At 67.4% G+C, this 22,254-nt stretch carries 24 protein-coding genes; 13 read left to right on the top strand and 11 right to left on the bottom strand.

The genetic code is table 11. The annotated features are described in order from the left end of the window. Positions 1 to 10 precede the first annotated feature (10 nt). Together Q8L83_RS04425 and Q8L83_RS04430 are read left to right on the top strand one after the other, a co-directional pair. Positions 11 to 538: a helix-turn-helix domain-containing protein gene (locus Q8L83_RS04425; protein ID WP_305284969.1), complete on the top strand. Its 528-nt coding sequence runs from the start codon at positions 11 to 13 to the stop codon at positions 536 to 538. 392 nt (positions 539 to 930) lie between these two features. Beyond that, the gene (locus Q8L83_RS04430; protein ID WP_305284970.1) at positions 931 to 1,167 is read left to right on the top strand and encodes a hypothetical protein; all 237 of its coding nucleotides are present in this window, start codon (positions 931 to 933) and stop codon (positions 1,165 to 1,167) included. A gap of 67 nt (positions 1,168 to 1,234) precedes the next feature. Here the strand turns inward: Q8L83_RS04430 and dmeF are convergent, their stop codons facing one another. Together dmeF and Q8L83_RS04440 are read right to left on the bottom strand one after the other, a co-directional pair. After that, on the bottom strand, positions 1,235 to 2,191 hold the full coding sequence (dmeF, locus tag Q8L83_RS04435) for a CDF family Co(II)/Ni(II) efflux transporter DmeF (protein WP_305284971.1): 957 nt from the start codon (positions 2,189 to 2,191) through the stop codon (positions 1,235 to 1,237). A gap of 11 nt (positions 2,192 to 2,202) precedes the next feature. After that, positions 2,203 to 2,478: a metal/formaldehyde-sensitive transcriptional repressor gene (locus tag Q8L83_RS04440; protein ID WP_066680703.1), complete on the bottom strand. Its 276-nt coding sequence runs from the start codon at positions 2,476 to 2,478 to the stop codon at positions 2,203 to 2,205. Between the two features lie 245 nt (positions 2,479 to 2,723). Between Q8L83_RS04440 and copC the strand changes: the two genes are divergently transcribed. The 8 genes from copC to Q8L83_RS04480 all read left to right on the top strand — a co-directional run bounded on the left by copC (position 2,724) and on the right by Q8L83_RS04480 (position 11,206). After that, positions 2,724 to 3,095, top strand: a complete 372-nt coding sequence (copC, locus tag Q8L83_RS04445; protein ID WP_305284972.1) for a copper homeostasis periplasmic binding protein CopC — start codon at positions 2,724 to 2,726, stop codon at positions 3,093 to 3,095. 1 nt (position 3,096) lies between these two features. Further along, positions 3,097 to 4,026 (top strand): copper homeostasis membrane protein CopD, encoded by a 930-nt coding sequence (copD, locus tag Q8L83_RS04450; RefSeq protein WP_305284973.1) that lies wholly within the window; start codon positions 3,097 to 3,099, stop codon positions 4,024 to 4,026. A 77-nt stretch (positions 4,027 to 4,103) separates the two neighbouring features. After that, entirely contained in the window at positions 4,104 to 4,484 is a 381-nt protein-coding gene (locus Q8L83_RS04455) for a hypothetical protein (protein WP_305284975.1), read from the top strand. A gap of 94 nt (positions 4,485 to 4,578) precedes the next feature. After that, positions 4,579 to 4,839, top strand: a complete 261-nt coding sequence (locus Q8L83_RS04460; RefSeq protein ID WP_305284976.1) for a hypothetical protein — start codon at positions 4,579 to 4,581, stop codon at positions 4,837 to 4,839. Between the two features lie 136 nt (positions 4,840 to 4,975). Continuing rightward, positions 4,976 to 6,184, top strand: coding sequence for a TolC family protein (locus Q8L83_RS04465; RefSeq protein ID WP_370868349.1), 1,209 nt, complete (start codon positions 4,976 to 4,978; stop codon positions 6,182 to 6,184). Then, complete coding sequence (locus Q8L83_RS04470) at positions 6,181 to 7,665, top strand: efflux RND transporter periplasmic adaptor subunit (RefSeq protein ID WP_305284978.1); 1,485 nt, start codon at positions 6,181 to 6,183, stop codon at positions 7,663 to 7,665. Before Q8L83_RS04465 ends, Q8L83_RS04470 begins: the two co-directional genes overlap by 4 nt. Beyond that, complete coding sequence (locus Q8L83_RS04475) at positions 7,662 to 10,814, top strand: efflux RND transporter permease subunit (protein ID WP_305284979.1); 3,153 nt, start codon at positions 7,662 to 7,664, stop codon at positions 10,812 to 10,814. The genes Q8L83_RS04470 and Q8L83_RS04475 overlap by 4 nt, the downstream gene beginning before the upstream one ends. After that, the gene (locus Q8L83_RS04480; protein WP_305284980.1) at positions 10,811 to 11,206 is read left to right on the top strand and encodes a copper-binding protein; all 396 of its coding nucleotides are present in this window, start codon (positions 10,811 to 10,813) and stop codon (positions 11,204 to 11,206) included. The genes Q8L83_RS04475 and Q8L83_RS04480 overlap by 4 nt, the downstream gene beginning before the upstream one ends. Before the next feature lie 37 nt (positions 11,207 to 11,243). Here the strand turns inward: Q8L83_RS04480 and Q8L83_RS04485 are convergent, their stop codons facing one another. The 7 genes from Q8L83_RS04485 to Q8L83_RS04515 all read right to left on the bottom strand — a co-directional run bounded on the left by Q8L83_RS04485 (position 11,244) and on the right by Q8L83_RS04515 (position 16,591). After that, complete coding sequence (locus tag Q8L83_RS04485; protein ID WP_305284981.1) at positions 11,244 to 11,696, bottom strand: DUF411 domain-containing protein; 453 nt, start codon at positions 11,694 to 11,696, stop codon at positions 11,244 to 11,246. A 20-nt stretch (positions 11,697 to 11,716) separates the two neighbouring features. After that, entirely contained in the window at positions 11,717 to 11,962 is a 246-nt protein-coding gene (locus Q8L83_RS04490; RefSeq protein ID WP_305284983.1) for a heavy-metal-associated domain-containing protein, read from the bottom strand. Positions 11,963 to 12,037: 75 nt separating this feature from the next. Next, positions 12,038 to 12,535 (bottom strand): DUF305 domain-containing protein, encoded by a 498-nt coding sequence (locus Q8L83_RS04495; RefSeq protein WP_305284984.1) that lies wholly within the window; start codon positions 12,533 to 12,535, stop codon positions 12,038 to 12,040. A 34-nt stretch (positions 12,536 to 12,569) separates the two neighbouring features. Then, entirely contained in the window at positions 12,570 to 13,604 is a 1,035-nt protein-coding gene (locus Q8L83_RS04500; protein WP_305284985.1) for a copper resistance protein B, read from the bottom strand. Next, positions 13,601 to 15,460, bottom strand: coding sequence for a copper resistance system multicopper oxidase (locus Q8L83_RS04505; protein ID WP_305284987.1), 1,860 nt, complete (start codon positions 15,458 to 15,460; stop codon positions 13,601 to 13,603). Before Q8L83_RS04505 ends, Q8L83_RS04500 begins: the two co-directional genes overlap by 4 nt. Positions 15,461 to 15,581: 121 nt before the next feature. Then, on the bottom strand, positions 15,582 to 16,154 hold the full coding sequence (locus Q8L83_RS04510; RefSeq protein ID WP_305284988.1) for an RNA polymerase sigma factor: 573 nt from the start codon (positions 16,152 to 16,154) through the stop codon (positions 15,582 to 15,584). Then, complete coding sequence (locus tag Q8L83_RS04515; RefSeq protein ID WP_305284990.1) at positions 16,151 to 16,591, bottom strand: periplasmic heavy metal sensor; 441 nt, start codon at positions 16,589 to 16,591, stop codon at positions 16,151 to 16,153. The genes Q8L83_RS04510 and Q8L83_RS04515 overlap by 4 nt, the downstream gene beginning before the upstream one ends. Before the next feature lie 408 nt (positions 16,592 to 16,999). Here Q8L83_RS04515 and Q8L83_RS04520 point away from each other — a divergent pair, with 408 nt between their 5' ends. Further along, positions 17,000 to 18,172, top strand: a complete 1,173-nt coding sequence (locus tag Q8L83_RS04520; RefSeq protein WP_305284991.1) for an acyltransferase — start codon at positions 17,000 to 17,002, stop codon at positions 18,170 to 18,172. Between the two features lie 70 nt (positions 18,173 to 18,242). Here Q8L83_RS04520 and Q8L83_RS04525 read toward each other — a convergent pair whose 3' ends face one another. Beyond that, a complete protein-coding gene (locus tag Q8L83_RS04525; RefSeq protein WP_305284992.1) occupies positions 18,243 to 18,602 on the bottom strand; it encodes a DUF305 domain-containing protein in 360 nt (119 codons plus the stop codon). A 17-nt stretch (positions 18,603 to 18,619) separates the two neighbouring features. Then, entirely contained in the window at positions 18,620 to 19,021 is a 402-nt protein-coding gene (locus tag Q8L83_RS04530) for a four-helix bundle copper-binding protein (RefSeq protein ID WP_305284993.1), read from the bottom strand. A 366-nt stretch (positions 19,022 to 19,387) separates the two neighbouring features. Here Q8L83_RS04530 and Q8L83_RS04535 point away from each other — a divergent pair, with 366 nt between their 5' ends. Together Q8L83_RS04535 and Q8L83_RS04540 are read left to right on the top strand one after the other, a co-directional pair. After that, entirely contained in the window at positions 19,388 to 21,799 is a 2,412-nt protein-coding gene (locus Q8L83_RS04535) for a heavy metal translocating P-type ATPase (protein ID WP_305284995.1), read from the top strand. A 161-nt stretch (positions 21,800 to 21,960) separates the two neighbouring features. Beyond that, the coding region (locus Q8L83_RS04540; RefSeq protein WP_305284996.1) for a heavy metal-associated domain-containing protein at positions 21,961 to 22,254 on the top strand (294 nt) is incomplete at its 3' end.

Below are 22,254 nucleotides of genomic sequence, written 5' to 3' on the forward strand. Positions count from 1 at the left end.
GGAGATCACCATGGCGACGATTTCGATCGGCGCGCTCGCCAAGGCGGCGGACGTCAAGGTCCCCACGATCCGATTTTACGAGCAGATCGGTCTGCTGCCGCCGGCGCCTCGCACGGAAAGCGATCGTCGTATCTACGACGAGGCCTCGGTTCGCCGATTGGGCTTCATCAAACGCGCCCGCCAACTCGGGTTTCCCGTCGATGCCATCCGAATTCTGCTCGATCTTTCAGACCATCCGGACCGCGCGTGCGATGACGCCTTCTCGCTCGCCCGAGAGCAGCTCGCCGCCGTAGACAGCAAGATCCAGCAACTGGAGTCGCTCCGCGCCGTGCTGGGGCGGATGGTCGCGACGGGATGTGATGGAAGTCCCGGCGGCTGCCGTGTGATCGAGGCGTTGGACCAAGCGCCTGCACACGACGCTTCAACGCCCGGTGGCGCACAGGGCGCGCTGGACCGCGGTCGCGCGGTCATCGCCGATGCACGCCGGCGTTCGAAGCGCTCTGAGGCGCGCCCTCGGAACGAGGACGACGGGGTTTGATGCGCTTGAGCAGGAAGTACGCTCCGATCGACGTAACCGACGCCGTCGTGACGCTCCAGATCGTTGCGTCCCTCAGGGCGTCCGGGAACAGGCCGAAGGCCGCGGCGATCATCCCGACGAAGACGCTGGGCGCCACAAGGGCGCCATAAGAAGGGCGTCGCGCCAACTCAGCCTGGCGGTCATCGTCCGGCGCCTGGGCCTGATCGTTCGCTGCGATGGCTCGCGCGAGCTCAGTCAGCCCTTTGCGGACGCTGCGCCGGCGGATGCTGAGGAAAGCTTCGGCCAATCGTGGGCCGTTGGGCTCGGCCAGAAGATCTTCGACATAGCGGGCAACACCGCGCTCAGCGGGGCGAGGCCCGCCGATCCAGCGCCCGCGGTACTATGAGGCGATGATGTCGATCCGACCCTACCTCGCCTGGCCTGGCGCCCCGCTCGCTATCGGCTCGGCAGCTCTCTTTGGCGCCAGCACGCCCCTGGCCAAGGCGCTGCTCGGCGGCGGCGTTAGCCCCTGGCAGCTGGCGGGCCTGCTCCACCTAGGGTCCGGCCTGGGCCTGGCCGGTGTTTACGCGCTGCGGCGTCTGCGGCCACGGCCCTCGCTGGAGGCGCCGGTGGCTGGTGGCGACCGCTAAGATTAATTGGGCGCGCAGCTCGGACGCAAGCGTGAGGCCCCCTCTCACACACCGTCGAGCTGTCGACTCACCGGGGCTCGACCGTAACGTGCGCCAGTTCATGCACCACGCGCAGACGTTGGCGCACGTCGGCGGCTGAGGCGCCGCCAGTGAAGCTGACAATAGCCGCATGGGCGCCGGGACCGATCCGCCAGACGTGCAGATCCGTGATTTTGGCGTCCCCGAGCTCTTCAACCTCCTGACGCACTTCGGCCTCCAGGTGAGGATCGGAAGTGTCGAGCAGCACGGCGGTCGTGTCGCGCATCAGGTTCCAGGCCCAGACGGAGATCACGGCTGCGCCAACGATGCCCATCACAGGGTCGAGCCAAACCCAGCCCAAATAGCGCCCGGCCACCAACGCCGCGATCGCCAGTACCGAGGTCAGCGCGTCCGCAAGGACATGCACGAAAGCGGAGCGAAGATTGTTGTCCTGGTGTGCGTGCGCCCGGTCAGGAGCGTGGTGGCTGTGGTGAGCACCCTGGTGCGGCTGCTCGTGAACATGAGCGTGGCCATGATGATGATCGTGGCCCCCTGAGAGGAGAAATGCGCTCGCGACGTTCACGGCGAGGCCCACAACGGCCACGAGCGTGGCCTCGCCGAAGCTGACGGGCTGCGGGTTGAGAAGGCGAACGACGGATTCGACACCGATCGCGAGTGCGATCATGGCGAGCACAAGCGCAGAGGCGAAGCCGGCCAAATCACCGACCTTGCCTGTACCAAAGCTGAAGCGTCGGTTTCGCGCGTGTCGGCGAGCGTAGGCGTAAGCCGCCGCTGCAACCGCCAGAGCGCCGGCGTGGGTCGCCATGTGGAAGCCGTCGGCGAGCAGAGCCATCGAATTGAAGACACTGCCGGCGATGATCTCGCCAACCATCATCACGGCGGTCAGGGCCACGACCCACAGCGTGCGTCGGGCATTTTCATCGTGCCGTTCGCCGAGGAAGACGTGGTCGTGGGACGAGGCCTCGTCCGAGGCTGACAGATTCAAGGCGGCCCTTCCTATTTTGCGTATCGGCGCACGACTGCGATCAGTTCTTCGGCGCCGGAGGCTCGATCCGCATCCGTTAGGTCGGGCCGGGCCACGTGTTCGCGGACATGGTCCTCGATCAGCTCGTCCATCAGCCCGTTGACCGCCCCGCGCACGCCGGCAGCCTGATGCAGGATCGTCGAACAGCCCGCCTCGTCAGCGATGGCCCTCTCGATCGCGGCGACCTGGCCGGCGATGCGCCGGACTCGGGCCAAGAGCTGCTCTTTGTTGTTCGTCGTATGGGCCATAGGATACCCCCCTACCCCTTATAGCGTGAGACGCCCAGCCCTGACTTGTCCTGCGCACGCAATATGCGCGCTTCACGGCCACACCGCTGGCCAGGACCGAACGAGTCGCTCTTCGACGAGAGGAAGCGCCTCGCCTTTCAAGTGGAGAACCCTCGTTCAAGCCCAGTACAGGCGCGGCAGCTAGTTTGAGGGGTCGGCGTGCCGAGATGCGTAGACGTTCACAGACACCTTGTCGGGAGACCCCCATGAAGACCCCCCTTTTCGGACTTGCCGCCCTTGCGGGAGCGACCGCCCTCATCGTTTCCAGCCCGGCTTGGGCGCATGCCCATCTCGTGAGTTCCAATCCAGCGGCCAACGCTGCCGTCGCGGTCGCGCCGAAGGTCATCACCCTGACCTTCAACGAAAAGCTTGTGCCGGCCTTCTCCAAGTTCGAGCTCACCATGCCGGAACACGGCGGCATGAAGGTGCCGGTGAAGACGACCGTCTCCAAGGACGGCAAGAGCATTACCGGTACGCCCCAGAGCGCGCTGACGAAGGGCGCCTACAACATCGTCTGGTCCGCGGCCTCGGCCGACGGCCACAAGATGAACGGCGAAGTGGCCTTCAAGGTCGGCTGACGTGCTCGAGCCTGCGGTCATCATCCTCAGGCTGATGCAGTATGCGGGAGCGATGGCCCTCATGGGATCATCGCTCTTCTTCATCTATGCTCTCCCCTCGACGGGTCCCGGCTCGGCCGCGGAGGCGCCCTGGACCCGCAGGCTGCTGGCGGGCGCAGGTGCGGTACTGGCGCTCGCGACGCTGCTCTGGATCGTCGCCCAGGCCAGCGTGCTGGCCGGATCGATAGCGGAGGGACTCAAACCCGAGGCGCTCGGCGCCGTGGTGACGAGCATGGACCTCGGCAAGGCGGGCGTCCTTAGGGCGGGCGTCGCCCTCTTGGCCACGATCTTCGCCGTGATGCTGAGGCCAACGCAAGCCAGCTGGATCGTCGCGGCCGCGCTCGGAACTGTCGCGACCGCGACCTTCGCCTGGATGGGTCATGGCGCGGCGACGGAGGGCCCAGGCGGCGTCCTCCACCTTGTCTCCGACATCCTTCACAGCTGGGCAGGGGCCGTCTGGATCGGCGCGCTCGTGGCCTTCGCGCTGATCCTGCGCACCCGCAGCCCCACGCCGGCAGGGGTGGTCGCCCTGCACCGGGCGCTGCACGGCTTTTCGAGGATCGGCACGCTGCTGGTGGCGGTCCTAGTAGCGACCGGACTCGCCAACAGCTGGTTTTTGGTCGGGGTGGACCGGATCGACGGCCTCTGGACCACCCCTTATGGGCGGCTCTTGAGCCTCAAAATCCTCCTGTTCGTGGGCATGCTCGGCCTGGCGGCCGCAAACCGCTTCCGGCTGACGCCCGCACTGGCTCTGGCCTTGGACGAACCATCGCGGCAAGGCGCGGCGCTTGCGGATCTCCGCCGCAGTATCGCGCTGGAGACCGCCGCCGCCCTCGGGATCGTCGCGCTCGTGGCCTGGTTCGGCACGCTCGCGCCGCCGGCGGCGATGTGAATCCCATGGCGCCCCCGCAGGACACAGCATCGCGAAACCAAGTGACAACAGTCGCTGTAGCGCTAGGCTCACGAGCGATGCGCTTCCTGCTCGCCCTTCTGGCCGTGATCGGCCTCCTTGCCAGCCCGGTGTCCGCCACGGCGGCCCAGGCGACGTGCCAGGGACATGGCGACGCGATGATGAGCATGCCGATGGCCGACATGCCGGGGATGGATCACGCCGACGGCGAGGTCGACCCTTGCTGCGATCCCGCCCAGGACGCGTCCCCCTCGAAGCATGACGGGATGAGCTGCCTTCTCGCTTGCATCGCCATGTGCGGCGTGACGGCGGCCCTCCCCAGCACGCCGCCCATCAGCCTTCTTAGGGCTGATCACTTCGCGCCCGCGCCCGGGCGGATGGCGTCCTTGACGCCCCACGACCCCGGACGCCTCGAACGACCTCCCAGACCGATCACCTGAACCCGGCGCTGCTCGCCTGCGGCGGCGCCTTGTGTCCAGAACCCGGCCGGACTCCGTCCGGCCATGATGATCGATCCCAATCGGGAGTGTTCCCATGACCTATCGTATTCCTCTGACCGCAGCGGCGCTGGCCCTCGGTCTCGCCGCGACCGCGAGCGCCGCCTCCGCCCAGCCTTACGGTAAGGGCGGAAACTACAGCATGGCGCCAGCCGCTCGGCCGCCCGCGGCCCAAGCCGCACCCATGCGCGACTGCAACTGTCCGATGATGAAGGGCGACCACGCCATGCGCGAGCAGTGCATGTCGATGATGCCTGATCGTGCCCCCCCGACGCCCAAGAGCGGCTCCGCCGGCTGACCGTGATCGCCCCCGCGCCCCGATCCCCTTGGGTGCGCTAAGCGAGGGCGCCGGCGGTCGGCTTGCCCGGCCGTCGGCGCTTCCGCGTCATCCCTTGTTCTCTCAAGAGGAGTCCCTCATGCGGCCTTTTTGGCTGATGCTGGGCGCCGCGTTCCTATCGAGCGCCGCCCAGGCCGCCCCCGTCACCTATTCGGCGGCGCTGCAACGCGCCGGCGAGGCTCCCACGCTTCAGGCTAGGGAGGCCGAGGTCGCAGCTGCTCGAGCGGCCGCGGGCGCGGCGGGCCGCCTGCCGGACCCGAAGCTCCGGTTTGGCCTCGACAACTTTCCGGTCTCGGGTCCGCCAGCCTGGCGGTTCGGGCCGGAAAGCATGACCATGGCCACGGTCGGCGTTACGCAGGATGTCCCCAATGGCGCGAAGCGACGCGCCGAGCGCAAACGCGCAGCCGCCGATATCAGCGCAGCCGAGTCGGGGCAGGCCGTAGAGGCCCGCAACGTCCGCCTCGCAGCCGCCGTGGCCTGGATCGACCTTCATTACGCCCAGCGCCAGCTCGCGGCCCTGGACGAGATCGCGGCGGCGCTCAAGCCGCTGCACGACGCCGCGCCAGCCCAGCTGGCGGCCGTCTCAAGCCGCCCCGCAGCGGCCTTGGAGGCCGACGAACTGACCGCGGCGCTCGGCGATCGTCGCGCCGAACTGTTGGCCGCCGCGGCCAAGGCCCGCGCCGAGCTGACGCGCTGGACCGGTGAGCCCGAACCGGAGGCGCTGGGGGATCCGCCGCCGCAGACCATAGACGTCCCTGGACTGCGCGCGGCCCTCGACCATCACCCGGCGCTGCTCGCGTACGACGCCATGGGCGGTCAGGCCGCAGCCGATCTGGCGGCCGCGCGGGCGGACAAGCGGCCGGATTGGAGTTGGGAGCTCGCCTATCATCGCCGCGATCCGATGTGGGGCGACATGGTCTCCCTCGGCGGAACGGTCAGCCTGCCGATATTCCCCGGCAAGCGAAAGGACCCGACGATCGCCGCCAAGGCCGCGAGTGCTAGCCGCGTGACCGCCGAACGGGAGGCCATGCGCCGGCAACTGCGCGCCCAGCTTGACGCCGACCTTGCCGACCATGCCATGCGCCACGACCGCATGATGCGCGCGCAGGCGACGCTCGTGCCCCTCGCCCGACGCAAGGCCGATTTGGAAACGGCCAGTTACGCCGCGGCGAGCGCCAGCCTCTCCGACGTGCTCCAGGCCTTTTTGGGCTTGGCGGAAGCCCGCGTTGACGCCCTGGACCGCGAGGCGGCCGTGGTCCGCGACGCGGTGCGCATCAATCTCAACTACGGAGCCGGCGAGCCATGAGCGTCCTCAATCTCACCCGTGCTCAGCTGGCGGTCGGCGCCGCCTCCGTGGCGCTGATCGGTGCGCTCGGCGGCTATGGCTTGGCGCACCTGCGCCAGGCAGCGCCGGCCGCGAGCTCGGGCCAGGAGGCCGGCCGCAAGGTCCTCTACTGGTACGACCCCATGGTTCCGGGGCAGCGCTTCGACAAGCCCGGCAAATCGCCCTTCATGGACATGCAGCTCGTGCCCCGATACGCCGACGAGGCGCCCGGAACGGCCGGAGTAAGGATTGATCCGGCGCAGCTCCAAAGCCTCGGCGTCCGCTATGCAACGGTGCGGCGGACGGCCTTCGCCGAGGACCTGACGGCCCCGGGCGTTCTCGAATTCAACGGGCGTGACGTGGCCATCGTGCAGGCTAGGGCCGCAGGTTTCGTGCAGCGGGTCTATGGCCGCGCGCCCGGCGACGTTGTCACCGCGGGGTCGCCCATCGCGGATCTACTGATCCCGAGCTGGAGCGGCGCTCAGGCTGAGTATCTCGCGGTCCGCAGGTCAGGGAGTACAGAGCTTGAAGCGGCCGCCCGCCAGCGACTGCGCCTCTTGGGCATGCCGGAGGCTCTGATCGAATCCGTCGCCCGCTCAGGCCGTCCGCGCTCGGTCGTCACTGTCACCACCCCGGTAAGCGGCGCGATACAAACGCTCGACGTCCGCGCGGGCATGACCGTCAGCATGGGCCAGACTTTGGCCCAGGTCTCCGGGCTGAGCACCGTGTGGATGACGGCTGCGGTTCCCGAGGCCCGAGCGGGCCTCGTGCGCCCCGGCGCCTCCGCCCGCGTCGAGCTGGCCGCCTTCCCTGGCGAGGCTTTCTCCGGACGGGTCAGCGCCGTCCTGCCCTCGGCCCAGGCGGAAAGCCGAACGCTGCAGGCTCGGGTCGAGCTGCCCAACCGCGGTGGACGGCTGCGGCCGGGCATGTATGGGACCGTCCATCTCGACGGACCGACGAGGCCGGCCCTGGTCGTGCCGGCCGAGGCGGTGATCCGGACCGGGCGACGAGCGATCGTCATGCTCGCTCTGGACGGCGGGCGCTTTCAGCCCGTCGAGGTGAAGACCGGGCGCGAGGACGGCGGGCTTACGGAGATCCTCGGCGGCTTGCAGGAGGGCCAAAGGATCGTCGCCTCGGGTCAATTCCTGATCGACTCCGAGGCGAGCCTCGCTGGGCTGCAGGCTCGGCCACTCGCCCCGGCGAACACGCCTCAGTCCGCCACCGCGGCGCCGGCGCTCCATGAGAGCCGTGGCCGCATCGAGGCTCTGAAGGGCGACCAGGTGACCCTCAGCCACGAGCCCGTCCCGGCGATCGGCTGGCCGGCCATGACCATGACCTTCAAGCTAGATCCGCCTGGGCTCGCCGCCGGCGTCAAGGTGGGCGACCAGGTCGCCTTCGGCTTTGAGCAACGACCGGAGGGGCCTGTGGTCCGGCGGATCGCCCCGGCGGGAGCGCGCCGGTGATCGCTGCCCTCATCCGCCTCTCTGTCCGCTTTCGGCTCGTCGTGCTCCTGGGCGCCGCGGTCCTGCTGGCCTCTGGTCTCCTCGCCTTGCGCGCCACGCCCGTCGACGCCCTGCCGGACCTTTCCGACGTCCAGGTGATCATCCGCACCACCTACCCCGGCCAGGCGCCGCAGATCGTGGAGAGCCAGGTCACCTATCCGCTCACCACCACCATGCTCTCGGTGCCCGGCGCCAAGACGGTCCGCGGCTATTCCTTCTTCGGCGACAGCTTCGTCTACGTGCTGTTCGAGGACGGGACCGACCTTTATTGGGCCCGCTCGCGCGTGCTCGAATACCTCAACCAGGTACAAGGACGGCTGCCCGATTCCGCCAAACCGGCCCTCGGGCCCGACGCCACCGGCGTCGGCTGGATCTTCGAATATGCCCTCGTCGACCGGTCCGGGCGCCACGACCTCGCCCAGCTCCGATCCCTGCAGGACTGGTTCCTGCGATACGAGCTGAAGACCCTGCCCGGGGTGGCCGAGGTCGCCTCGATCGGCGGCATGGTCAAGCAGTACCAGGTCGTCCTCGACCCGGTGCGGCTGGCCGCCTACGGCGTCACTCAAGCTGAGACGGTCAAGGCGATCCAGCGGGCCAACCAGGAGACTGGGGGCTCGGTGCTGGAGCTTGCCGAGGCGGAGTACATGGTGCGCGCCGGCGGCTACCTGGAAACCCTGGACGATTTTCGCGCCGTCCCGCTCAAGACGGCGGCCGGCGGCGTCGCCGTGCGCCTCGGCGATGTCGCCACGATCCAGATCGGCCCCGAGATGCGCCGCGGGATCGCCGAGCTGAACGGTCAGGGCGAAGTCGCCGGCGGCGTGATCGTGCTGCGCTCGGGCAAGAACGCCCGCGCGACGATCGCCGCCGTGAAGGACAAACTCGCCGAGCTCAAGAACAGCCTGCCGCCTGGCGTCGAGATCGTCACCACTTACGACCGCTCGCAGCTCATCGACCGCGCCATCGCCAATCTCCGCGAGAAGTTGATCGAAGAGTTCGTCGTGGTGGCGCTCGTCTGCGTGCTCTTCCTCTGGCACGCGCGGTCGGCGCTCGTCGCCATTCTCACCCTGCCCCTGGGCGTCCTCTTCGCCCTCATCGTCATGCGGGTGCAGGGCGTGAACGCCAACATCATGTCGCTCGGCGGCATCGCCATCGCCATCGGCGCCATGGTCGACGCCGCCGTGGTGATGATCGAAAACGCGCACAAGCGGATCGAGCGTTGGGAGGCCGATCACCCCGGCGAGCACCTGGCTGGCGAGACGCGCTGGCGGGTGATCACTGACGCGGCCGCCGAGGTGGGCCCCGCCCTCTTCTTCAGCCTCTTGATCATCACCCTGTCGTTCGTGCCGGTCTTCAGCCTGCAGGGCCAGGAAGGGCGGCTGTTCGGGCCGTTGGCGTTCACCAAGACTTACGCCATGGCCGGGGCCGCGATCCTCTCGGTGACGCTCGTCCCGGTGCTGATGGGCTGGCTGATCCGCGGCCGAATCCCGGCCGAAGCCTCCAATCCCCTCAACCGCTGGCTTACGGCCGCGTACCGGCCGGGGCTCGACTGGGTCATGCGGCGGCCGAAGACGACGCTGCTGATCGCCCTCATGGCCTTTTCGACCACGGCCTGGCCCCTCAGCCGTTTGGGCGGAGAATTCATGCCTCAGCTGGACGAGGGCGACCTGCTGTACATGCCCTCGGCCCTGCCCGGGATCTCCGCTCAGAAGGCGGCGGAGCTGCTTCAGCAGACCGACCGGCTCATCAAGACGGTCCCGGAGGTGCAGACCGTCTTCGGCAAGGCGGGCCGGGCGGAAACCGCCACCGACCCCGCGCCGCTTGAGATGTTCGAGATCACCATCCAGTTCAAGCCGCGCAGCCAGTGGCGGCCCGGCATGACTCCGGAGAAGTTGGTCGAGGAGCTGGACCGAACGGTGAAGGTTCCCGGGCTCGCCAACGTCTGGGTGCCTCCGATCCGCAACCGCATCGACATGCTGGCCACTGGCGTCAAGAGCCCGATCGGCGTGAAGGTCTCGGGCCAGGATCTGGCGCAGATCGACCGCATCGCCCACGACATCGAGGTCGTGGCTAAGACCGTGCCCGGCGTCTCATCGGCCCTGGCCGAGCGCCTGACCGGAGGCCGCTATGTCGACGTGACCATCGATCGGGCGGTCGCGGCGCGCTACGGCCTCAACATCGCCGACGTCCAGGACGTGATCTCCACCGCGGTCGGCGGGCAAACCATCGGTCAGACGGTCGAAGGCCTGGCGCGATACCCGATCAGCGTCCGATATCCGCGCGAGCTCCGAGACAGCCTGGAGGGCCTGCGTCAGTTGCCGATCCTGACCCCAGCGAGCCAGCAGATCACCCTCGGGACCGTGGCGGCGGTCGAGGTCGCCGACGGGCCGCCGATGCTGAAGACGGAGAACGCCCGCCCCTCCACCTGGGTCTATGTGGACGTCCGGGGCCGCGACCTCGCCTCGGTCGTCGCCGACCTGCAGTCCGCCGTCACCGGCAAGGTGAAGCTCGCGCCTGGCGTTTCCGTCGCCTACTCCGGCCAGTTCGAATACCTGCAGCGGGCGACCGAGCGGCTGAAGATCGTCATCCCCGCCACCCTGGTGATCATCTTTCTGCTGCTCTTCATGACCTTTGGCCGTCTGGACGAGGCGGTGCTGATCATGGCCACCCTGCCCTTTGCCCTCACGGGGGCCATCTGGACCCTATATCTCCTGGGCTATCACCAATCGGTCGCCACAGGCGTCGGCCTCATCGCCCTGGCCGGCGTCGCCGCCGAGTTCGGGGTCGTCATGCTCATCTATCTCAAGGTGGCGCTCCACGACCGCGGCCCAGCGCCCTCACCGGCCCAAGTGGAAGACGCAATCCGCGAAGGCGCCCTTCTGCGGGTCCGGCCGAAGGCGATGACCGTGGCGGTGATCCTGGCGGGCCTCTTCCCGATCCTCATTGGTCACGGCGCCGGCTCGGAGGTGATGAGCCGCATCGCCGCCCCCATGATCGGCGGCATGCTGACCGCGCCGCTGCTCTCGATGTTTGTCGTGCCGGCAGGCTACCTGCTGCTGCGACGGCGACGTTCCGCGTCCTCAGCTGCAATCCTCAAAGGAGACCAACCATGAAGCGTACTGTCCTAACCGGCGGCATCCTGGGCGCCGTCCTTGCCTTGGCCGCGTGCGGTCAGGAGTCCGAGACAACCATGGCCGAAGCGCCGGCCGCGCCAGCGGCGGGCACGCCTGCCGCCCCGACCGGCGATATGGCGGGGATGAACAGGGCCGGCTCGCAGGCCGCCAAGACGGCCAAGGGGACCGGGACGGTGAAGTCCGTCGACGCTGGCGCCGGCGCCATCACGGTCGACCACGGCCCAATTCCGGAGGCCGGCTGGCCGGCGATGACCATGGCCTTCAAAGCGACGCCCGACCTCGTCCAGAGCGTCAAGCCAGGCGACAAGGTCGCCTTCGACCTGACCCTGAAGGATGGCTCCGGCGAGATCACCGCCATCGTCAGGCAGTAGAACGTGGGGGCTGGGGCGCTCGCGACGGCATGCCGCCTCAGCCGTGGCGCGCGAACACCCGCGTCTTGCCGCCCGGCAGCAGCAGGAGCGTTTGGTAGGGCTCTTTGCGGCCGTCCGGCGTCTCCATGCCGGGCGAGCCCAAGGGCATGCCTGGCACGGTGATCCCCAGCGCCTTCGGCCGCTCCTTCAGGAGGCGGCCTACGTCGGCGGGCGGGACGTGGCCAACGGCCACGTAGCCACCAATCGTCGTCAGGTGGCACGACGAGAGCTCGAAGGGCACGCCGTAGCGCTTGTTCAGCGGCGTGACGTCGTCGACCACCACCACCTTCGGCCGGTATCCGGCGCGCGTCATGGCGGTAATCCAGCCGCCGCAGCAGCCGCACGATGCCGTCTTGTAGACAGTCAAGGGCGGCGGCGCCGCCGCCCGGGCACTTGGCGCCGCCAGTGCGGCGGCAGCGGCGGCAGCGAGCAGATGACGGCGAGAAATCATCGAGGATCAGCCTCCACGGGTCAGCGCCGCCCGCCGCAGCACGAGGCCTTGGCGGCCGGCACGGCTTCCGTAGCCTCCGCAGGCGTGTAGCCCGCCTCGCGGATGGCGTCGCTCACGTCGGAGTCCGCGGCGGACGTAATAACCTCGACCGCTTTCCGGGAAAGGTCGATGGCGACCTGGGCGGTCGGATCGACGCCCTTCACGGCCGCGGTTATGGCCGCCACGCAATGGCCGCAGCTCATGTCGTCAACTTGGTAGCGAAGCATGGGAATCTCCTCGTTAAAAGCCTCGCCTTTACAGATGGGGTTTCCCACGATGGGAAGGTCAAGACCCGGGCGTACTTAAAGACGTTCGAGGATCGCCTTCATCTGCTTTATCTCCCGAGTCTGCGACGCGATGATGCCGTCTGGCCCGTAGCAGAGGTCGCGGAGTTCCGAATCCTTGAGCGAGGCCTCCTGGCACATCAGCAGCGCGCCGGAGTGGTGCGGAATCATCGACTGCACGAACTGACGATCGCCGACCAGACCTTGCGCCCGAATACCGATCAGCGAGAGCAGGAAAATGGCGACGAAGGCCACGTGCAAAGCCACGTTAAGCTTGGTGTTCATGTACATGGACTTCATCGTCAGCAACATCACGATGGCCATCGGGGCCCACATCACGAGCGCCATGTAGAAGAAGTTGATATTCTGGATAAATTCGCCCCAGCTGAATATCATCGTGAACATGGCGAAATACATGATGGCCAGGCTCAGAGCCAGATTAACGGCGAGCATCACATAGTGATGTCGCCCCTCCTTCGCGCTCATGGTGGGTTCGTCGTGGTGGGCCTGTTTCACATCAACCTCCTGAGCGGCGTTGCTTCATAGCAACTCAAAACCAAGCTCTCAGGCCCACGATGAAGCGCGTGCTCTCCACGTCTTCCCCGTGGGCGCGCACGAAGTCGGCGGTGTCGCCGAACGTGCGCTCGTAGGCGACGCCGATGTAGGGGGCGAACTCTCTGCGGATCTCGTAGCGGAGCCGCAGGCCGAGCTCGCCCTTGGACAGGCCCGAGCCAATCTCGCTATCCGGGATGTCCTGGGCCGCGAATTCGAGCTCCGCCCGGGGCTGCAGGATCAGCCGTTGCGTCAGCCGGAAATCGTAGCTGCCCTCGACACGGGCCAGCAGATCGCCCTTTTCGGACAGGAAGAGCGAGCCCTCGGCTTCGAACCAGTAAGGGAACATCGCGTCCACAGCGAGCGTGGCGTAGGCGCGCGAGCGCGGTTCCAGGTCATAGCGGATGCCAACCTGTACGTCGGTGTAGCGGGCGACGGCGCGGGAATAGAGGAGCTGAACCTCCGCGGCTTCCACGCCTTCGCGTGACTGGCCTTCCCCCTCGGTCTTGAAGACGAATCTATTGATGTCGCCGCCGTACCAGCCCTCGACCTCCCAGCTGTAGCGGTCGCCGTTGGGGGCCCATTCGAGCAGATCCGCCTGGACCTTGGAGGCCCGCGAGCCCCCGTGCTCGCTCGCGAGGATACCGCGGGCGCGCTGCATCTGCCCCGCCCCGAAGACCCGATCGGCCACGTTGTCGGTGATTACGCCCGGCGCAGACGCATTGCCGACCGGCAGGTCCGACCCCGTCTGCCCGCCATCCATCGGCGCCATGGCATGGCCCGCGTGCGGGTCGGCCGGGGCCGGCATAACGTGTCCGGCGTGCGGATCGGCAGGCGCGGGGGCGGGCTGCGCGGGCATCACATGCCCTGCATGTGGATCCGCGGGGGCCGCGGGCGTTTCGGCGGGCCGGGCGGGGCTTGAGGCGGACGGCTTGGCCGGCATCACGTGACCGGCATGCGGATCGGCCGCCTGGGCGGCTGCAGCCGTCGCAGAACCGGCCAGCGCCAGGGCCAGGAGCGACGTCCGGATCATGCCGCCGCTCCTTCGACCGGGCGCACCTTGAAGACTTGGAACATGCCAGCGTGCATGTGGTAGAGCATGTGGCAGTGGAAGGCCCAGTCGCCGCCTTCCGCGGTGAAGTCGAATGACACCTTGCCGCCGGGCAGCACGTTCACCGTGTGCTTTCGCGGCAGATGGCCGACCGGTCCGTGCACCAGCTCGAAGAAGTGCCCATGCAGGTGAATCGGGTGCGTCATCATCGAGTCGTTTATCAGGGTAATGCGCACGCGTTCGCCGGCTCGGAAGGAATAGGCCGGCGGGTTCTCGCTGAACTTCCAGCCGTCGAAGCCCCAGATGAACCGCTCCATATTGCCGGTCAGGTGGATGTCCACCGCCCGATCGGGCGGCCTCGAGTCGGGGTTGGGTTCGAGGGCGATGAGGTCCTTGTAGACCAGCACGCGATGACCGACGCTTTCCAGCCCAAGGCCTGGATCGCCGGTGCGATCCATCGGCATGGGCGCGATCATCTGCACGCCGGGGCCCTTTTTGATCTGAGGGGCTTTCGACCAGTCAAGCATGTTCATCTTCATGCCGCCCATGTCGCCCATCACATCCGAGCCGCGCTGGCGCGGCGGGGCCATGCCCGGCGCCGGGCCAGCGGCCGCCATGCCTGGCATGGCCCCGTGATCCATCCCCGGCATCTGCGAATGGTCCATCCCAGCCATGCCCGAAGCGCCCATGCCGGCCATGCCGCCATGCGCAGCCATATCCATGCCCATATCCTTCATGGTCAGGATGGGCCGCTCACGCAACGGCGGCACGGCCGCGCTCATCCCAGCGCGGGGCGCCAGGGTCGCCCGTCCCATGCCAGAACGGTCGATGGCTTCAGAGACGATCGTGTAGGCGCGATCTTCCGTCGGCTGGACAATCACGTCGTAGGTTTCGGCGTTGCCGATCTGGAACTCATCCACCTCGACAGGGCGCACGTTCTGGCCATCGGCGGCCACCACGGTGAGCTTCAGGCCGGGAATGCGGACATTGAAGACCATCTGCGCCGCGCTGTTGATGAAGCGCAGGCGCACGCGCTCCCCTGGCGCAAAGAGCCCGGTCCAGTTGTCCTTGGGTCCATGGCCGTTGACGAGGAAGGTCATCACCGCGCCGGTGACATCCGAGATGTCCGTCGGATCCATGAGCATCTTGGCCCATTCGATCCGCTCGGCCAGGGTCTGGTCCTCGCCCGCAAGAAGGCCGGCGATCGTCTGGCGCTGATAGTTGAAGATCCCGCCTTGCTGCTTCAGCCGCTTGAAGATCAAGTGGGGGTGCATCTCGCTGTGATCGGCCAGGACGATAACGTGCTCGCGATCGGCCTGCACCGGATCGGTCCCCGCCGGCTCGATGACGAGCGGCGCATAGTGCCCCTCGGCTTCCTGCAGGTCGGAGTGGCTGTGGTACCAGTAGGTGCCCGACTGGATGATCGGAAAGTCGTAGACGAAGGTCTCGCCGGGCTTGATGCCGGGGAAGCTGACCCCAGGAACGCCGTCCATCTGGAACGGCACCAGAATGCCGTGCCAGTGGATGGAGGTGTCTTCGTCGAGGGTGTTGGTGACGGCGATGCGGACCCGCTGGCCTTCCTTCAGGCGAAGGAGCGGACCGGGCACGGTGCCGTTGATCGTCACTGCATGACGGCGCTCGCCATCAATGGTGATCGGCGTATGGCCTATCGTCAGCTTGATGTCCTCGCCGGAAAGCGTGGGCAGGGTCGAGACCAGGCCGGGCGTCGCGCTCTGCGCCCACGCGGGCAGGAGCGAGCTGATCGCCGCTCCGCCCCCAAGGATGGCCGCCCCTTTGATCAGGGCGCGGCGGTCAAGGACAGGTCTGGGCCTGGACATTCAAAATCCTACAATCGGAACAATAGGCACGGTGATCGGGCTTCCCACTGTGGGAAGGTCAAGCGCCCGCCCCACACAAGCTCTACGCAATCGACGGCGCCCGCCCCTGAACTTGTGAGACTTAAATCGCCGAGCGGTCGAGAAGCTCCGCGAGCCGCTGACGGGCCCGATAGACGCGCGTCTCGATTGTCTTGACCGTCACGCCCAGGAGCGAGGCGGCTTCCTGGTGCGTGAGCTCGTCGAAATACGTCAGGAGCAACGGCTCCTTGAGCTTGATCGGCAGGCGGTCGATGGCCCTCTGGACGACGGCCCGACGCTGCGCCGAGACGACCGAGTCCTCGCCGTCAGGCGCCGGGTCAGGCTGCGCCTGCGCCTCGGGAGATTGCTCGTCCTTCTCGCCGAGGATGAGCCGACGCACCGCCAGACGGCGGGCGCGGTCACGGCATTTGTTCAGCGCGATGGCGCGGAGCCACACGGGAAAGGCGCGTTGGTCGTCATAGCGCGCGAGCGCCTTCCACGCCGCCACAAAGGTCTCCTGCACGACGTCAATGGCGGCGTCGGCATCGGCGATGTAGCGACGCACGAAGCCGTAGAGCGGCGGGTTGTGCCGCCGCATGAGCCTCGTGAACGCCCGATCGTCCCCATCCCGCGCGCGCAGGACGAGATCGGCGTCCGTCTCTTCCTCAAGCGTCACGGCGCCTGTTCAGTGAGGGCCTCGGCGACACGCTTGTCGAACTGCGCGGCCTGGTCCGGCGTCAGCACGGTGCGCATCGCCAGGATGTGCAGGATGGTTTCGTTCTGAAGCGCCCCCATGGCGTCGTGGAACCGCTCGACCGCGGCCTTCACCTCCGGCGAATACTCGTGACGCACCTGAATGGCCCGGGCCAGCTCGGCGTTGGCGGCGCGCAGCTCGGCCTCGCGCGCCCGACGACGGACCGCGAAGTCCTGCTCGAGCACATCCAGCCGCTTCCGCTGCTCGGGGCCGAGCTTCAGCTCTTCGTGGACGAACTCATGCAGCGAAGGCTGGTGACGCTGGTCATAGATATAGCGCGCGCCAATCCAGGTTCCCCCGACGGCCGCGATGACCGTCAGGAGCAGCGTGAGGATCAGCCCACGGCTGAAGAAATTCATCCGTGGTGATCCAGGAGGGTCGAGGGCGCGAGCTCCGCCTTAAGGGAGAAGGCGGACACCTCCTGCGACTGAGCCGCCACCGCAGCTGCAGTCGCTCCGCCGCTCGCCACCCCCAACCCCAGCGCGCCAATCACGGCCGCGGCTCGAGCCGCATAAAGCGTCGGCGACGCCGCCCGCGCTTGGCGGACGCGCTCGATGCCCTTCCACACCCCAGACTCCAGCTCCTGATAGCTCGCCGGGCGGGGCTCGGATCGAAGGGCTCTCAGTTCGTCATCAAGTCTGTCGTTCATTGCAACACCCCGATCTTGCTTCACGAATCTATACGCGGGCCGAGAGAAGATCCCCTCACCTGAGGGCCCGTGGCTCGGCGCTGCGTATCCTATAGTGTCGGGGATATGGGGGGCAGGAATGGTTCGTCGCGAAAGCGAGGCGCATGAGGCTGGACATCCGTTCCCGCCCGATCTTCCAGCCCTCACCAGCGTGCGCTTCGTCCTCGCCTTAGGCGTGGTGTTCTTCCACTACCAGCTGCAGTGGCCATGGGATGCAATGGCGACGACCGGCTTCCTCGACAGGGCGCGCCTCGGCGTGGACGCCTTCTTCATCCTCTCCGGGTTTGTCCTGACCCACGCCTATCGCGATGCCATCGCCGGCCATCGGCTGAACTACCGCCGGTTCCTGGTCGCCCGCTTCGCCCGGATCTACCCGGCGCACTTGGCTGTGCTCGCCTTTGTGCTGGTGATGGTCACGACGGCCAGCCTGATGGGCGTGCAGTTCGACCGCAATCTCTACAATCCTCTCGGTCTGGTCACGACACTGCTCCTGGTTCACGCTTGGCTTCCCGAGATGGTGAAGGCCGACTGGAACGGCCCCTCCTGGTCGCTGTCGGCCGAGTGGTTCGCCTATCTCGCCTTCCCGGCATTTGCGTGGATCGGTCTGAAGCTTCGGCGCCGACCGATGCTGCTCTTAGCGCTGACCGCTCTGCTCTTCCTGTCGCTGGACCAGTTCTACCAAGCCGCCTTCGGCGATGTCGTGGTGCACGCCGAAGCGAGCATGGGCATTCTGCGCATCATCCCGGAATTCCTCTACGGGGTGGCCCTCTACCACTTGGGAGTACGGCTGCTGCTGGGTCGGCGGGCCGCTGTCCTGTTCGCCTGGGCGGCGGCGATCCTTCTCGTCGCGCTCATGCACCTGAAGGCCGATGACCGATGGGTCGTCGCTGCGGCGGGCCCGCTCGTACTGGCTCTGGCTATGCTATCGAAGGTACAAGCCGAGGGTGTCCTCAAGGCGCGCTGGCCCCGCCTCGGCGGCGAAGCCTCCTACGCGCTCTATCTCGTCCACATGCCCATCCTGATCGCCTGGAAGGGCGTCTGGTCGGCCGCCCAGGGGCGCGACAGCCAATATGTACTCGGCTGGTGGGAGGTGGGCGCTCTCCTCGCGCTTTCGCTCTTAGCGGCCATCGCCCTTCACCTGCTGTTCGAAGGCCCGGCCCGTGCCTGGATTCGGCGCCGGGCGGATCGTCTTTGGCCCGCCCCTGAAGCGCGGGCCCAGATGAGGCCAGGCTCCCAGCCGCCCGACGTCTAGCTCATGGGCCAGGGGCGAGCGATCTGATCGGCTTGGCGGGCGCAAGGCGCCCTGCCCGCCGCGGATGTGCTTAGGGCTTCGGCGTGCGTCCGCCATGCTTATCGAGCCAGGCCTGAAGCTCGGCGATCTCCTTGCGTTGCTCGTCCGCCGTTTTCTGCGCCATCCTCTTGACCTCTGCGTCGTCACCATGCTTCAGCACCGCCTCCGACATGGAGATCGCGCCTTTATGGTGCTCGATCATCTTCAGCGCCCAGGCTCGATCGGGATCGGCGTCGTTGGCGGACATCATCTTCTGATGCATGTCCTGCATGCCCTTCATGTAGTCCTGCTTGGCCATTTGGCCGTGCTGCATGCCAGCGCCGCTCTGCTGAGCGAAGGCCGCCGCGGCGAGCAGAGCGGCTGCAGCCGCGACGATGGCGATCATTTTCATCTGTGAGCCTTTTGCGATCAGTGGAACGTCTGGAGGGCCGCCTGACAGGCCTGTTCGCACCGCCGGCACGACTCGGCGCAGACGCGGCAGTGCTCATGCATGCTGGCGTGACGCTCGCATTCCTCGGCGCAGAGGCGGCAAGCCTCCTCGCATGCCTTCAGCACACTCTGGATGATCGGCTCGTTTGAGCCGGTGCGGCGCGATGCGATGTGACCGGCCGCCGTGCAGATGTCGGCGCAGTCCAGGTTCAGGCGGATGCACTGGGTCAGCTGCGCGACCATCTCCTCGCCCAGGCAGGCGTCGGCGCACGACGTGCAGCTCTGAGCGCAGTCGAAGCATTCCTCGATGCAGCGGATCAGGCTGTCGTTTGTGTTTCCGCGCACCTGGGGGTGCGTACTGATCATTTCATGGGCGTGCATAGCCGTCCTCCGTATGCAGGTGAATGGCCGCTCAACCCCTCCCCGAAGCACCGGTTCCGGATCTGGAAATAAACCGGAAAAGTTTGAACGCGCGTGAGGGGGTGAACGTCTGGCTGCGTATTCAGGGCTTTTGTGCGTTTCCTATATTTCAGCAGGTCCAATGTCTTCTTGACCTTCCAACGACCGGAACGTGCAGGCTGGGCCCGCAAAGAGGTAAGCTGCCTTCAGCCGCGCGGCGCCGTCTCAGTAGCGGCGTCGCGCAGGCGTAGGCTCGGCGGGACCTCGAGGACTTAGTCGAGGGTTCTGCCCCGACGACTGCGTAGCGATTGATGAGGGGCGGCTGTGCCGCCAATGGGAGCCACCCGCATGGCCGAAGACCCCGAAAAGCACGTCCCGACAGAGGGCGGAGATGACGGAGCGCCTACCCATCATCACCATCATGGCCATGAGCGCCACGGCGATGCAGGGCCGGACTCGGTCGCAGCGGCCGCGGCCGTAAAGGACCCGGTCTGCGGAATGGACGTCGACCCGGCCAAGACCCCGCACAAGGCGCTCTACGAGGGTCATGAGTACTTCTTCTGTTCGGCCGGGTGCCAGGCGAAGTTCCAGAAGGAGCCCTCCCGCTATACGCCAAGCGCGCCGCGGCCGATGCCGGCGGCCCCGGTCGGCACGATCTACACCTGCCCGATGCATCCTCAGGTCCGCCAGGTGGGGCCGGGCTCCTGCCCGATCTGCGGAATGGCGCTGGAGCCGGAGGTGATGACCTCCGAAACGGGCCCCAGCCCAGAGTTGAAGGACATGACCCGACGCTTCTGGATCGGGCTGGTCCTCGCCCTGCCCGTGTTCGCCCTGGAGATGGGGGGGCATCTCACGGGCATGATGATGCGCCTCGAAGGGCAGACCTCCGCCTGGATCCAACTGGCCCTCGCCACGCCCGTCGTCCTCTGGTCGGGGTGGCCGTTCTTCGAGCGGGGCGCGCGCTCGCTCGCGACCCGCAGCCTCAACATGTTCACGCTGATCGCCATGGGCGTCGGCGTGGCGTGGCTCTACAGCGTCGTCGCGACCTTGGCGCCGCATATCTTCCCGCCGGCCTTCCGGCGCGAGGACGGTTCGGTCCCGATCTACTTCGAAGCCGCCGCCGTCATCACCGTCCTCGTCCTCCTGGGCCAGGTCCTGGAACTACGCGCGAGGGAGCGCACCTCCGGCGCGATCAAGGCGCTTCTCGACTTGGCGCCCAAGACCGCCCGCAGGCTGCGCGACGACGGTTCGGACGAGGAGGTCACCCTCGACCTGATCGCCGTGGGTGATCGTTTGCGCGTGCGGCCCGGCGAAAAGGTGCCGGTGGACGGCGAGATCCTGGAGGGCCGGGTGTCCATCGACGAGTCGATGGTCACGGGCGAGTCCATGCCGGTGACCAAGGAACCCGGCGCGAAGGTAGTAGGCGGCGCGATCAACAAGACCGGCTCCTTCGTCATGCGCGCCGACAAGATCGGGGCGGACACCCTCCTCTCGCAGATCGTCCAGATGGTCGCCCAGGCCCAGCGGAGCCGCGCCCCCATCCAACGGATGGCCGACCAGGTCTCCAGCTGGTTCGTCCCCAGCGTTATCGCGGTCGCCCTCGTGGCGTTCGTCGTCTGGGCGCTCGTCGGCCCGGATCCGCGAGTTGCGTTCGCCCTCGTCGCCGCCGTCTCGGTCCTGATCATCGCCTGCCCCTGCGCGCTCGGCCTCGCCACGCCGATCTCCATCATGGTGGGCGTCGGGCGAGGGGCGCAGGCCGGCGTTCTGATCAAGAACGCCGAGGCGCTCGAGCGTCTCGAAAAGATCGACACCCTCGTGATCGATAAGACCGGGACGCTCACCGAGGGCCGGCCCGCGGTCACAGCCATTCGACCTGCGCCGGGCCAGGATGAAGCCGAGGTCCTGCGGCTCGCCGCAAGCCTGGAGCGGGCGAGCGAGCATCCGCTCGCCGACGCCATCGTGCGCGCCGCCACGGAACGCGAACTGTCGCTCTCGCAACCTGCCGAGTTCGACTCGCCCGTCGGCAAGGGGGTGCTGGGTGTCGTCGATGGCCGCCGCCTGGTGATCGGCTCCGGGAAGTTCCTGAAGGAACAGGGTGTCGATACCGGGGGCTTGGAGGCGGCGGCCGACGCGCTCCGAACCGATGGCGCCACCGCGATCTTCATGGCGCTGGACGGCCAGGCGGCGGCGACTTTTGCGATCGCCGACCCGATCAAGAGCACATCGTTCGCCGCGGTTCAGGGATTGAAGGCGGAGGGCGTGCGCCTCGTGATGATGACCGGAGACAATCGCACGACGGCTCAGGCGGTCGCGCGCAAGCTTGGCATCGACGAGGTCGAGGCGGAGGTTCTGCCGCAGGACAAGGCGGCCGTCGTCGAGAAGTTCATGCGCGAAGGCCGCAAGGTCGCCATGGCCGGAGACGGCGTGAATGACGCCCCTGCCCTGGCCGCCGCCGAAGTCGGCATCGCGATGGGGGCGGGCGCTGACGTGGCGATCGAGAGCGCTGGCGTGACGCTCTTGAAAGGTGATCTCGACGGGATCGTCAAAGCACGACGCCTGTCCCGTGCGGTGATGCGCAACATCCGCCAAAACCTGTTCTTCGCCTTCGCCTACAACGTCGCAGGCATTCCCGTGGCGGCAGGTATTCTCTACCCGTTTACAGGTTGGCTCCTCTCGCCGGCCATCGCGGCGGCGGCCATGGCGCTGTCGAGCGTCAGCGTCATCACCAACGCCCTGCGCCTGCGCGCCGTCCGGCTTTAAGCCCGAAACGCCCACCCATCCGAGGGGGGCGGCTTTTCGCGCGCGTATTCCAAGGAGATCGATCGGCGACTCCGACCGTCGGCGGCAGATTCCGCGCGCTCTTGACCTTCCAATCATGGGAAGGTCCATCTGAGCTGGGCATCGTCGTTGAGGAGCCAGCCATGCCCGAACAAATCCTTCAGCCGCTGGAGATTCCCGTCCTGGGGATGACCTGCGCGAGCTGCGTCGGCCGCGTGGAGAAAGCGATCTCAGCCGTCCCTGGCGTCGTTCGCGCCTCAGTGAACCTCGCCGCCGAGCGCGTCCACGTGGAGCTAACGCCCGAAGGCCAGTCTGCGGCCGTCGTCGAAGCGATCCGCAAGGCCGGGTACGAGCCGCTTGAACACACCCTCGAACTGAAGATCGAGGGCATGACCTGCGCCAGCTGCGTCGGGCGGGTGGAGCGGGCGCTTCGCGCC

Origin of the sequence: Phenylobacterium sp., from assembly GCF_030680185.1 — a bacterium.
GTDB lineage: Bacteria > Pseudomonadota > Alphaproteobacteria > Caulobacterales > Caulobacteraceae > Phenylobacterium.